Raw genomic sequence first — 13,337 nt, forward strand, 5'->3', positions numbered from 1 at the left:
ATAATGCGTTGATTGAAGCAAGCCACCGCCTTAGCGAAGTGGAGCAACGTTTGATACTGCTTGCGGTTTTAAAAGCTCGTGAGTATTTTACTCAAAATCACCCAAATCCATCTTTAACGCATCAAAACAAATATCCGCATCAAAGCCTCGATACTGTAAAAATCTTAGTTGACGGGCTTTTTCTTTTGGGTCTTTGGGGATGGTATTGCCATATTTTTTACAGCGAGCTTCTACGGCAAGTTTTAACCAGTTTATCTCATCGTCCCTGTCATCACCCTTGTTATCATCGTCCAAAATCGTACCATCTGCCACGCTGTCCACATCACTCATGGCAATCAGTTCGTCCATACCACCAAAATCTTTGACGTCAAGCCCTGCTTTTTTTAGGCTGTCCGTCAGATACCGCACACCACGCCCTTTACGTACCGTTTCACGCACAAGCATGGTGGCAAAGCGTGTGTCTGATTGATACCCCTTTTGGGCAAACTCATCAAGCAGTTCATCTACCGCCTGTGGGTCGCAGTCTTTGGCGATGAGTTTGGTTTTTAGCTCATGGCGGGATAGCTCTTTTTTGGATAAATAATAAAAAGCAAGCCAACGCAAATAGCGAGTTTCTCTATCAGGAATGTGTAATTTTTCAATCTCCACTTGGCTTAATAATTTTAAAGAATTATCATCAAGCACCGTTTGGCCATCGTCTTTTAATAATAAATCTACCGCAGACGGTTTGTTGTCGCTTGTTTGGGATTTGCGTTTGCGTGTGGGTGTTGGCGTATCGGTTTGGGAGTTGGAATTTTGGGTGTTTTTAACTATTTTTTTAGATTTTTTAAAAGGGTGTTTGGCGGTGTTGGTTAAATTTTTTGGTTTGTCAGATAAAAAATTATCATCGGATTGTTTGTTGCTGTTTTTATCGTCCGTTTTATCGGCTTTTTTAGGATTTTGATTATCCGTATTATCACTGTTATCATTCTTTTTATTAAAAGTTTTAGCAGACACAGGTTGTCCCATGTCTGCTAAGATGTCATCTAAGGTTTGTATTTTTATGGGTTTGACCATAAAAATCAGTCATCCATGCCTTCTACATATTCAGGTACGTCACCAGCATCATCGCCTAGGGCAGTTGGTACGACATTGGCAAGTTTGAGTTCACGGATTTTGGCTTCAACCTCTTGGGCGATGGTTGTGTTTTGTGCCAAAAATTGACAAGCATTGGCTTTACCTTGACCGATTTTTGAGCCTTCATAGCTGTACCACGCTCCTGATTTGCCTATGATATCAAGGCTTGCCCCAATGTCCACAATTTCACCCAAGCGGTTAATGCCCTCGCCATACATGATGTCAAATTCGGTTTGGCGAAATGGGGGTGCCATTTTGTTTTTGATGACTTTAACACGAGTTTCAGAACCGATGACCTCATCTTTGTCCTTGACCGAGCCGATACGGCGAATGTCTAAGCGTACAGACGCATAAAACTTCAATGCGTTACCACCTGTTGTGGTTTCAGGAGAGCCGAACATAACCCCAATTTTCATGCGGATTTGGTTGATAAAAATCACCATGCAGTTAGAGCGTTTGGCGTTACCGGTGATTTTACGTAAGGCTTGACTCATGAGGCGTGCTTGTAGACCCATGTGGCTGTCACCCATCTCACCTTCAATCTCAGCTTTTGGGGTTAAGGCGGCAACTGAGTCCACAACAATCAAATCCACCGCCCCAGAGCGTACAAGCATGTCCACGATTTCAAGGGCTTGTTCACCATTGTCAGGCTGAGACACCATAAGTTCACTTAGATTCACGCCCAGTTTTTTGGCATAAATGGGGTCTAGGGCATGTTCTGCATCAATAAATGCACATTTTCCGCCTTGTTTTTGGCATTCGGCAATGGTCTGTAAGGTCAGCGTGGTTTTGCCCGAGCTTTCAGGGCCAAAAATCTCAACAATACGCCCCTTTGGCAGACCGCCAATCCCTAGAGCAATATCAAGCCCAAGCGAGCCTGTGGAGATGGTCTCTACATCTGCCTTAACAGACTCATCACCCAAATTCATGATGGTGTTTTTACCAAACGCCTTTTCAATCTGAGCCAAAGCCATTTGTAATGCTTTTTCTTTATTACCTTCAATATTATCGTCTTTTTCTTTGGGTGCTTTTGCCATGAGAATTACCTTTTTTGTATAAAATTAACATGATGGATTGTGCCTATTTTAGCACTTTTTTGAAAAAAATGGCGGTAATTTTTGCACTTTACCCACACCATTAGCAGTATACTGCAACCGCCAAAACGCCACCCCCAAACAAAGCACCGCCACACTTGCCAAATATGCCATCTTTTGCCAAACATCTTGAATGGGTACGCCCATCTGATTGAGCTGAACGAACATTTGTACGCCTTGTGTGGTTGGCAGGGCATTGGCTAATGGTTGTAAAAATTTGGGCATTGCCATCAGTGGATAAGCAAGCCCTGTTAGCATAAATAATGGCACAGAGCTAAAAATGAGCAACACACCCACCTTAGCACCATCAGCTACCCATGATGCGATTAATAAAGCCACCCCAATGGCACAGCTGACAAAGATGGGGACACCGAGCATCATCCCCCAAAAGTTACCACCCCTAGGATAATCATGCCACCAAAATACAAAACCAAATAAATAAAAACACGACAAACAGCCAATGGTCAGTGCCACCGCATAAATTGCCAAAAAATCACAAGCACTGGCACGCCATAACCTTTGACGATAACCTGCCACAAGCATGGCAAGACCTAGCACGATGGTTTGGTAGACGATGATGGGAGCAACAGCAGGAAAAATATAGCTGCCATATCCTGATAAAGGGTTAAATAATGCTGATTGATGGATAAGCTCTGGCATGGGCTTATGTCTAGTTTGGGTGACTTGTCCTAACTCTTGGATGATGGTTGCTTGTAATGATGATACCAGACCTGCACCGATATTTTGTGTACGCAAAAAATACGCCGAGCTCAGATACAGCCCAACCCCGCCTGTTTGACCATGATGAATGCTTTGGCTAAGATTGTCAGGCAGCAATAAAATCCCATCTGCCTTTGCTGATTGTACCAGCATTTGAGCTTGCCTAAAATCACTCACAACCGCCAAAACATGTATGTTGGGCGTATGGCTTGTGGTGTGGATGATGGCTTGGGTGAGCGGGCTTTGCTCTTCATCAACAATGACAATGGGCAAATCGGCAGGACGCTGGGCTTGATAGGCAAATGGATAAAAAAAACCATAAAACACCACCGACAGCACCATGGTCAAAAAAATAGACCTGTCTTTGATGATATCCAGCCAGATGGTCAGATATTGTTTGATAAATCGTCTCATCAACTGTCATCCTTGGGTGTATTTGGCATGGCTATTAAGGTCTTTTTGATGCGTCTAAGCAGTAATAGGCTACCGATGGCAAAAATTAGCACAAATATCAGCAAAGAGTTAAGGTGTGCTAGGGTGATGATAAATGGACTGCCAATCACCCACTGTTCAACTTGTAGACGGGCAAAGGGGGTAAAGGGGATAATCTGCGACCAAAATTGGGTAAAGCCTGAGGCGTTATTTAGTGGTAGAGTAACCCCTGCAAAACTCATCGATGAACCGCCATAGACCGCCAAAATGCCATAGCTTTTATTGATGTTTTGAGTTTTAAGCACCACCATCGCCCCAAATAAGGCATAAGCAAGATAAAACAACAGTTGACCGATAATCAGTACAAATAACGACCCTGCCACAAACCAGCCACGCACCCCAATAAGCCACGCCTGCCATAGCCCATGCCAAAGGCTGATTATCAGCACATACACGCTTATTTTACCAAACAACGCCCCAAAAGGTGAATGATATAACCATTCATATACGCTGTGTTCATGAAATTCTTGTCCAATGGCGTGGGCAACCAAACAGCACAGTAATAAATGCAACACCGCAGCGACCAAAAACGGCTCTAAAAAGAATTCATAGCTTAAATTGGGGTTAAACAGCACCGATATTTTGACATGAGGCATGTTGCCAGACAAATGGGGTAAGACACCAGTTAAATGCTTGGTTTGTATAAATTTGGCAATACCGCCTTTGGTGCTTTTAGATAGGGCAGATGAGATGGCACTGCCAATGCTAAAAAATGATTGATTGTAGGCAATGTGAATGCCTGTGTTTTCACCACGCACCAAACGATTTTGGGCATCCTTGGGAATGTGTATGTAGCCACCAACATCCAAACGATTGATGGCATGATGAGCATCTTGTATATCATCTAAAATTAGGACGGCTTCAACGGTTTCATTATGATGAATGTGCTGATAAATCAAATGGCTTAATTCACTGTTATCCTCATCAACCAAAGCCACAGGCAGATGATGTGCTTTACCATGATAAAACATGGCTCCAAATAAGACAATGATGACAAGCGGTGCTATCATGACCATCGCCAAATCAAATCGGTTACATGATAAGCGGTTAAGCTCACGCAAAAATGCTTGGCAAAAAGCACGAATAAAGCGAACAATCATGGATATCAGGCTTATTTGGATGAAAATTTAGGGCAAAACAGTGATATCAAATATCACACTCATGCCCACTTTTAACCCTTCAATGGGGGTGATGGGTTCAAGTTTGGTTTTAAAGCTATGAATGTCATAACCGCCTGTCTGTCTGGTATTTTTGATGGTGGCAAACTCTCCCTCATCATCGGTATGCACGATTTTAAAATCGGCGGTTTTGTTCAGTGCAGGGATGAAACCAGTTAGCTTGGGCAGGGCATGGACATGACTGTATTGATTTTCTTGGACGCTTATGGTAATGGTAGGGTGGTTGTCAAGCAGGCTCATCACAGGCACCGCTGGCATGACCAGTTCACTGCTTTGGATGTAGATTTTTGAGACCGTGCCATCAATGGGGGCATAGAGCATGGTTTCGGCATCTAGGGCATCGGCTTCGGCAACCGCCGCACGAGCGATTTGGACTTGGGCGTCGGCGGATGATTTTAATTCATCAGTGCGACCACGCTCGGCTTTTAGATACTGCTGCTGTGCTGCTTGGGCAATTTGAGCAGAAGACTGCTTCGCTGCCCTCATCTCATCACGGCGTTGGCGGGATATGACACCTTCTTGATACAAATACTCACCACGGCGATAGCTCTCCTCTGCCAGCGTTGCCTGAGCTTTGGCACTTTGCCAATTGGCGTACAGGGTGTCTACATTTTCTTGTCTTGTGCCACGGTCTGTGGATGACTGAAAGGCAAGGGCTGATTGTAACATGGCAGCGGCTTGCTGTTTTTTGGCGTCAATTTCAGGACTGATAAGCTGAACCAAAGGCTCACCTGCCCTGACAGCTTGACCCTCTTTGACATAAATGGCAGCAACACGACTGGGCAGTTTGGTGCTGATGTTCACCGTTTCACCCTCCACACGCCCTTGAATGCTAAATGTGGCAGGCCTGGTAATCTTTTGTCTGACATGAGCAATCACCCCCTTTGGCGGCTCATTTGTGCTACCAATGGCGTTAGCTGTTGGCAAGTTTTGCGGTGTGCCATAGCTTTGTATCAAACCAAAAATAATCACCAAAAGCACACTGCCAATGAGTGCCAATAATAAGAATAACGCCAAAGGTCTGGGCTTTGATTTGGCTTGTGTGTGGGGTTTTTGTTTTTTTGAATGGTTGCCATCGGTATCTGGCTTAACATCGTCGGTCTTATCAGTCATGGTTTTGGGCTGTCAAATGGTTGGGGTTAAGTATGAGCGTTATCAATCACAATTTATGAGCATCATCCAAAGACAAATAATCATCAAAGTCATCAATTGTCCCTGTGTGATGCAAGAGCGTCGCCAATGCCAAAAGGTAGCGATACGCATTTAGAGCGGTTTCGCTGTCAATCTGTGATAAAGCACTTTGGGCATCAACCACGCCTGATACTGTTCCGAACCCTTCTTGAAAAGACAGCGTCTGGATACGCAAATTTTCTTTGGCGGCTTGATGATTTTGTTGTAGTAGGGCGTGGGTTTTTTGTGCCAGCACCATCTCGCCATAAGCGGTGTGCATGGTGGTTGTGATGTGCTCATTGACTTGTTCATGACCTAATTTGGCTGCTTGTTTTTGTAGGTGTGCTGCCTCAATCTGCTTATCACGGTCAATGCCCAAGAATAGGTTATACTGAACCGCCACACCTGCAAACCAATCAGGCTTATCATCTAAGGTATAACGAGCCACAGCGGCAATTTTTGGTTTTTTGGTGGATTGTCTTAGGGCGATATTTTCATCGGCAAGCAAAATGTCGGTTTTTAGCTTTTGATTTAATGGCGTATTTTGGGAGTCTTTGAGTAATGCTTGCCAATTGGGGCGATGCTGGGTGTTGATAAACAGCGGTGTGCTTAGCGGTTCAATGTGGGGCAAACCAAGCAAAACGGCAAGCTCATAAATGCTGTTTTGGTGCTGATTTTGGGTGCTTTGATACAGTCTTTGTACCTGATTGCGTGCCACTTCAAATTGCATACGCTGTCCACGACTGATAAAACCTTGCTGTTCTAATTTATAAGCATTATCTACATGTAGCTGCATGGCACTAAGCGTGTTTTGTTGTGTGTCGGTCAGCTGCTTTTGTAATTGCACATTAAAATAATGGCGAATTAAATTAAGTTTTGCCAAAGAGATGCGTTCTTGTAATCCAAATTTACCACGCTGTGCTTGTAGATTGGCGATATTTTTGCTGCTGCTGATTAGGCCACCTGTATAGATGGGCATCGTGGCGGTAATGTTTGGGGTAATGCCATCATGGCGTAGCTTGACATCTTGATGGTCAGGCAGGCGGTCAAGGGCGGTTTGGGTGCTGTCATGCAAAGCATCTAACAGACCATCGGGTGCATTGCCAAAGCGATGGTCAAAATGGGTGTTAATGTGCTGGGCGGTCTGCTCTTTGATATTATCTAGGGGTATACTGCTGTTTTGTTGTAGTGCAAAGGCGTGTGCATTGAGCGATATCCTAGGATAGTGTAATTTTTGTAACGATTCTGCTTGTAAGACATCAGCTTGATACAAGGCATGACTTGCTTGGATGGCAGGGCTGCTGCTCATGAGCTGTTTTTGGGCATCAAGCAAGCTATAATCAGCATCGGCCTGCTGTACTAACAATAATCCCAAAAGCAAAAAATAGGGCATTTTCATGGTTGAAAAATAAACAAAACTTTAAAATCCTATCATAACAAGGCTGATTGTAATTGGCAATACCAAAAATCCATCATTTAATAACCATCAGGTATTTATTTTAAGTTGATTTTTGTTGTTAGTTATGCTTTATGTTGATTGATGAGTGGGATATATTTAAGTAATGGATGGCGGGTAAATTGGTGGGTAAATAACGCCTAAATCTGCTCATCTCTTTTAAATATCCATTCATCATGACCACTGGCTTTTTCATCAAAATAATAACCGTCCATATCAAAGTATTTTAAGTCATTGGGGTCTGTAATGCGATTTTTTGCACAAAAATTCATCATCATGCCACGAGCTTTTTTGGCGTAGAAACTTATAATTTTATACTGTCCGTTTTTTTGGTCTAAGAATTTAGGTGTGATAATATCCGCCTTGATTTTTGAGGTATTGACTGCTTTAAAATATTCACCCGATGCAAGATTTATCAGCACATCAGAACCGCTATTTTCGATATTATCATTTATCACATCGGTAATCTCATCACCCCAATAGCTGTATAAATCATCGGCATGGGCTGTTTTTAATTTCACGCCCATTTCTAGGCGATAAGGTAGCATATTATCCAATGGCTTTAAAATGCCATATAACCCTGATAAAATCCCCAAATGTTGATTTAGATATAAAATCTCGTCGGTATTTAATGAATAAGCATCAAGCCCTGTATAAGCATCGCCATCAAACAGATAAATGGCAGGCTTTTTATTGTCATCAAAAGGATAAGTCCAGTTTTGGTTACGCACGACATTTAATTCAGCGATTTTTGCAGATACACCCATGAGTTCTTGTAGGTCTATCACGTCTTTATTTTTTAGGGTTTTCATTAATTCTATAACGTGATTGATAAGTACAGGTTCGCTTAAATGGTTATCTACATTAAAGGGAATGGCGGTTTTTTCATCCAGTTTTTTGGCAGGGGATATTAAACAATACATGATGCTTTATAAATATCTAAGTGAATGGTTAGTAAAAATATTATAATATAACTCAAATGATTTTTCAATTTAAAATATTGATTTGATGGTTCAAATTTGTTATATTAAAATCAATCACTTTAAAAACCCTTAATTGTCTATCTTAATCACACTAAAAGGAATTTATCATGACTGACACGATTTTGACACGCCTAGCCCCAACCACCAATGCTAGGCGTATTGGTATCATCACACTAAACAACCCCAAAGCCCTAAATGCCCAAGACCTAGGCATGGTCAAAACCATACGCACGTACCTAGATACATGGATGAACGATGACAGTGTGGCGGTTGTAGTGCTACATGGTGCAGGCGATAAAGGATTGTGTGCAGGTGGTGACATCAAGGCACTCTATGGCAAGACGAACAAGACAACTGCTCACGACTTTTTTACGCACGAATATGGACTCATGCATGCCATGCACACCTATCCTAAGCCCATCATGGTATGGGGGCATGGGATTGTCATGGGGGGTGGTATGGGGCTTTTTATGGCATCAAGTCATAAAGTTGTTACGCCCACCACACGCATGGCAATGCCTGAGGTCTCTATTGGGTTGTTTGCTGATGCTGGGGCGTCCTACTTTTTAAATCATCTGCTGGGCAAGATTGGGCTATTTTTGGCACTGACAGGGGCAAGATTTACAGGGGCGGATGCTTGGGCATTTGGTTTGGCAGACTTTGCCATCGGTCATGACAGATTTGATGAGCTCATCGGTCTTATTTGCCAAATTGACTTTAAAGATGATAGAAGCAACCACCATTTATTATCCGCCTGTTTAAATGACTCTCATGATACATCCATATTGGGTGAGAGTGAATTGTCAAAGGCATTTGATGAGATTAATCATCTGATGAATGTAGGTGATTTGATGGATATTGATAAAGCCCTAATGGCTTATGATGGCGATAATGACTTTATCAAATCCGCCATAGACATTTATAGACATGGTTCAGATACCACAAAAGCGATTACCTTTAAAATCTATCATGATTTAAAAACAACCAAAAAAGATTTTTCTTTAAAACAAATATTTGATTTGGAAACGGTCGTGGCGACACATTGTGTCAATCACGGCGATTTTCAAGAAGGGGTGCGGGCATTACTTATTGATAAAGACAAAAGCCCCAAATGGCGACATACGCTTGCCGATATGCCTGTGGGATATATTGATGAGTTTTTTGGCTAATCAATTTAGGCAATAAAAGCTGTTCTAATGTCATGCACCAATGACGTTGGTTTTGGTTTTGTTTTTTGGATATGAATTGATTAAACGACAAAATAAATTTAAACGACAAAATAAATCAACCAAACCAACATCTCATCTGTGTGTTTTGCATATTTTTGCTTGATTGTTCGCCAAATATCATCAAGAACCATTTCCAAATCTACCAAAATTTGTTAAAATGTCTTAATTTGTTTTTATTTTGCCACGGCATAAGCACGCATCACAAGCATGCACCCAAGGAAAACCTATGACCGCCACCACCGCCCGCCTAAATCAAACCCTTGTCCGTCCACAGCTTATCCCCAATGATGATACTGGCATCCGCCATTTTATCGGTGTGGAGGGGTTAAATAAAAGCCAGCTTGAAAGTATCATTGATAAGGCGATGGGCTATTTTGATGAAGATGGCAGGCTCATTAACACCGATGAGCTGTCAGGCAAGACGGTGATGAATTTGTTTTTTGAAAATTCCACACGCACACGCACCACCTTTGAGGCTGCCCAAAAACGGTTGGGTGCTAATGTGCTAAACCTTGACATCGCCCGTTCAAGCACCAACAAAGGCGAGACTTTGCGTGATACCCTTTGGAATTTGGAGGCGATGAGTGCTGATATGTTTGTGGTGCGTCATTCTGCCAGTGGGGCGGCCCATTATATGGCGACCGAGGTTACGCCCAATGTTGCCATCATCAACGCAGGCGACGGCTGGCACGCCCACCCCACGCAAGCGATGCTTGACATGCTCACCATTTACCGTGAAGCAGATAAGCCCTTTGATGAACTTTCTGTGGCGATTGTTGGCGACATCAAGCACAGCCGTGTGGCTCGTTCGGACATTTCGGCTTTGACGACTTTGGGGGTGCGTGATATTCGTGTCATCGCCCCCAAGACTTTGTTACCAAAAGGCATAGAACGCTATGGCGTCTTAGTATTTGATGACATTGATAAAGGCGTGGCGGATGCTGATGTCATCATCGGTCTGCGTATCCAAAATGAACGCATCGGCTCACCACTTTTGCCATCAACTTCTGAATATTTTAAAATGTATGGCATCACCGAGGCTCGTGTAGCCCTTGCCAAGCCCAATGCATTGGTCATGCACCCAGGGCCTATGAACCGTGGTGTGGAGATTGCATCAAGCGTGGCAGACGGCAGTCAGTCGGTGATTTTAAAACAAGTCAATAACGGCATTGCGGTGCGTATGGCGGTATTGGCATTGGCGATGGCAGGACAACGACAAGCAGGTGATTTTAAAGCTTACAACTAAGATGGATTTTTATTTTTTATTTTATTTTTTATAAGGATAAAGTCATGTTAACAAAATTCACAGCGTTAGCCATGGGTGTGTTGTTGTCGGTATCGGTGTCGGCGGATATGGCGACGGCGGATATGGCAACTTTGACACGCCAAGCCCAAAATGGTGATACAGAGGCTCAGGTTGATTTGGCTTATGAGTATTATGAGCAAGGTAACCATGCCAAAGCATTTGAATGGTACACCAAAGCTGCCCATCAAGGTGATGCAGATGCTCAATTTAATATGGGCGTGATGTATGAATTCGGTAAAGGCGTACACCAAGATGATCAAAAGGCGGTGGAATGGTACACCAAAGCCGCCCAGCAAGGGTATGCAGTTGCTCAATTTAATCTGGGCGTGATGTATGACAATGGTTATGGCGTCCGCCAAGATTATCAAAAGGCGATTGAATGGATCACCAAAGCCGCAGGTCAAGGGTATGCAGCAGCCCAATATAATCTGGGGCTGATGTATTACAGCGGTGAAGGCGAACGCCAAGATTATCACAAAGCGGTGGAATGGTTCACCAAAGCTGCCAATCAAGGGTATGCAGATGCTCAAAATAATCTGGGGTGGATATATGAGAATGGCCATGGCGTGAGCCAAGATTATCATAAAGCGATTGAATGGTACACCAAAGCCGCAGGTCAAGGCAATGCAAAAGCCCAATCTAATCTGGGTGTGATGTATGACAAAGGTCAAGGCGTACGCCAAGATTATCAAAAGGCACATGAATGGTACACCAAAGCTGCCCATCAAGGTGATGCAGCAGCCCAATATAATCTGGGCTTGATGTATTACAATGGTCAAGGAGTGCGCCAAGATTATCAAAGGGCAGTGGAATGGTACACCAACGCCGCCCATCAAGGGTTTGCACAGGCTCAAAATGATCTGGGGTGGATGTATGAAAAAGGCCTGGGCGTACGCCAAGATTATCAAAGGGCAGTGGAATGGTACACCAACGCCGCCCATCAAGGGTTTGCAGAGGCTCAATCTAATCTGGGCGCGATGTATTACAATGGTCAAGGTGTGAGCCAAAATAAAAGCACCGCCAAACGCTACTTTGGTCAAGCCTGTGATAATGGATATCAGTCAGGCTGTGATCACTACCGAATACTAAACGAACAAGGCTATTAGATACTGATGATGCCCCATATCCCAAATCAAGCAAATCAAGAGAATGCGATGAAAAACCTACTTCCCCCCAACTGGCAATTTGACACCGCCCAACTCAAAGGCATAAGCACAGATGGCAAATGGCTATTACCGCCCCTTGTTGATCTGTGTGCCAGATTGCGAGAACCGGGGCATCAGTCGCACGGCACACTGGCAAGCGAGGGGCGAGCGGCACGCCAAAATGGCTTTTTGCATGTGGTGATGCCACCTGATACCAACCCTGTGCTAGAAAACGGCTCTTTGTTAAAGGGTCTCAAACAAAAAGCATGGACAGACGGTGGCATTTACTTGCATGTTTTGGGGGCATTGAGTGCAGGCTTGGAGGGCAAACAACCTGCCAATTTGGCAGGACTAAAACAAGGCGGTGCTATCGGTGTGAGCAATACAGCGGCAGGTTTTGAGAGTGATTTGGTATTGTTACGCTGTTTAGAATATGCAGCGACCTTTGACATCAAAGTCTTCTTCTACCCTGATGAACCCAGTTTATCGGCAGGGGGTGTGGCTCACGATGGCTACATTGCTTCTTTTCATGGATTGCAAGGCATTCCGTGGTTGGCTGAGACCATCGCATTATCCAAGCAAATTTTGATGACCGAAGAGACAGGCATTCATGCACATTTTAGCCAAATCACTTGTCGCACCTCGGTAGAGCTAATCCGTCATGCCAAACAAAAGGGTCTGCCCATTACCTGTGATGTTGCCATGCACCAGTTGCACCTGACCGATGATGACATTGAGGGTTATAACGCCCATGCTTATGTGTTGCCCCCTTTGCGTAGTAACACCGACCAAAAAGCTCTTATCAAGGGTCTTCAAGACGGTACGATTGACGCCATCTGTTCTCATCATGAACCACTGTCAAGCAGTGCCAAACAAGCTCCCTTTGCCCAATGCCAAGCAGGGATTAGTAACTTTGATACTTTTGTGTCATTGGGGGTGAAACTGGTGGCAGATGGCGTGTTAAGTACTGAGCAGTTGGTAGAAAAAATATGCCTAAATCCTGCCAAAATCGCAGGCATTACAGATTATGAGCACATTGGCGGGGCGGTACTCATTGACCCAAATCAAGCATGGACGGTAACCAAAGACACCATGCTCTCAGCAGGCAAGAACACGCCATTTTTGGGGCAGACGTTGATGGGGAAAGTTGTTCAGACATTTTTTGACGACTGTATGAATGGTTGATGATAAGATGCCAACATCAGACAAGCATTCTCCAATCAATCCATAAGGCTTGCAAGATGCGAGCTTTTCTATTTGTCATCATGTCTTAAAAAAGTCCTGTTATTAAATAATATTAATTATACAAATAATAAGAAATATTATTTACTTTTTAAAATAATCGTGTTAATATTATTACCAGTCTCTTACCAACGCTGATGCTCACACACTGATGCACGATGTGAGTCTCACTCCTTTTTGATACTTATGGTGATTTTATGACACAA

9 protein-coding genes and 3 pseudogenes are annotated in these 13,337 nt (G+C 43.6%); 5 read left to right on the forward strand and 7 right to left on the reverse strand.

Translation table 11 applies throughout. The features are described 5' to 3' along the window. Nucleotides 1–87: 87 nt before the first annotated feature. The 7 genes and pseudogenes from A7456_RS04270 to yaaA all read right to left on the reverse strand — a co-directional run bounded on the left by A7456_RS04270 (nucleotide 88) and on the right by yaaA (nucleotide 8,149). Nucleotides 88–1,056, reverse strand: a complete 969-nt coding sequence (locus A7456_RS04270) for a regulatory protein RecX (protein ID WP_082995439.1) — start codon at nucleotides 1,054–1,056, stop codon at nucleotides 88–90. Nucleotides 1,057–1,061: 5 nt separating this feature from the next. Further along, on the reverse strand, nucleotides 1,062–2,120 hold the full coding sequence (gene recA / locus A7456_RS04275) for a recombinase RecA (RefSeq protein ID WP_066888621.1): 1,059 nt from the start codon (nucleotides 2,118–2,120) through the stop codon (nucleotides 1,062–1,064). A gap of 81 nt (nucleotides 2,121–2,201) precedes the next feature. Further along, nucleotides 2,202–3,344: an ABC transporter permease gene (locus A7456_RS04280; protein ID WP_067007925.1), complete on the reverse strand. Its 1,143-nt coding sequence runs from the start codon at nucleotides 3,342–3,344 to the stop codon at nucleotides 2,202–2,204. Beyond that, the gene (locus tag A7456_RS04285) at nucleotides 3,344–4,522 is read right to left on the reverse strand and encodes an ABC transporter permease (protein ID WP_064604571.1); all 1,179 of its coding nucleotides are present in this window, start codon (nucleotides 4,520–4,522) and stop codon (nucleotides 3,344–3,346) included. Before A7456_RS04285 ends, A7456_RS04280 begins: the two co-directional genes overlap by 1 nt. A 27-nt stretch (nucleotides 4,523–4,549) precedes the next feature. Next, the gene (locus A7456_RS04290) at nucleotides 4,550–5,713 is read right to left on the reverse strand and encodes an HlyD family secretion protein (protein ID WP_067007928.1); all 1,164 of its coding nucleotides are present in this window, start codon (nucleotides 5,711–5,713) and stop codon (nucleotides 4,550–4,552) included. A 46-nt stretch (nucleotides 5,714–5,759) separates the two neighbouring features. Continuing rightward, nucleotides 5,760–7,239, reverse strand: a pseudogene (locus A7456_RS04295) (TolC family protein). Nucleotides 7,240–7,366: 127 nt separating this feature from the next. Next, nucleotides 7,367–8,149, reverse strand: a complete 783-nt coding sequence (gene yaaA, locus A7456_RS04300) for a peroxide stress protein YaaA (RefSeq protein ID WP_067007931.1) — start codon at nucleotides 8,147–8,149, stop codon at nucleotides 7,367–7,369. Between the two features lie 167 nt (nucleotides 8,150–8,316). Here yaaA and A7456_RS04305 point away from each other — a divergent pair, with 167 nt between their 5' ends. The 5 genes and pseudogenes from A7456_RS04305 to A7456_RS04320 all read left to right on the forward strand — a co-directional run bounded on the left by A7456_RS04305 (nucleotide 8,317) and on the right by A7456_RS04320 (nucleotide 13,074). Continuing rightward, nucleotides 8,317–9,378: an enoyl-CoA hydratase/isomerase family protein gene (locus A7456_RS04305; RefSeq protein WP_067007934.1), complete on the forward strand. Its 1,062-nt coding sequence runs from the start codon at nucleotides 8,317–8,319 to the stop codon at nucleotides 9,376–9,378. Nucleotides 9,379–9,664: 286 nt separating this feature from the next. Then, nucleotides 9,665–10,684 carry an aspartate carbamoyltransferase catalytic subunit gene (locus A7456_RS04310; protein WP_067007937.1) on the forward strand — a complete coding sequence of 340 codons (1,020 nt, stop codon included), beginning with the start codon at nucleotides 9,665–9,667 and terminating at the stop codon, nucleotides 10,682–10,684. A gap of 44 nt (nucleotides 10,685–10,728) precedes the next feature. Then, nucleotides 10,729–11,583 (forward strand): annotated as a pseudogene (locus A7456_RS04315) (SEL1-like repeat protein); the annotation flags it as partial. A gap of 15 nt (nucleotides 11,584–11,598) precedes the next feature. Next, nucleotides 11,599–11,850 (forward strand): annotated as a pseudogene (locus tag A7456_RS12085) (tetratricopeptide repeat protein); the annotation flags it as partial. A 48-nt stretch (nucleotides 11,851–11,898) separates the two neighbouring features. Then, complete coding sequence (locus A7456_RS04320) at nucleotides 11,899–13,074, forward strand: dihydroorotase (protein ID WP_067008584.1); 1,176 nt, start codon at nucleotides 11,899–11,901, stop codon at nucleotides 13,072–13,074. Nucleotides 13,075–13,337 lie beyond the last annotated feature (263 nt).

It is taken from the genome of Moraxella nonliquefaciens, assembly GCF_001679005.1.
Classification (GTDB): Bacteria; Pseudomonadota; Gammaproteobacteria; order Pseudomonadales; family Moraxellaceae; genus Moraxella; species Moraxella nonliquefaciens.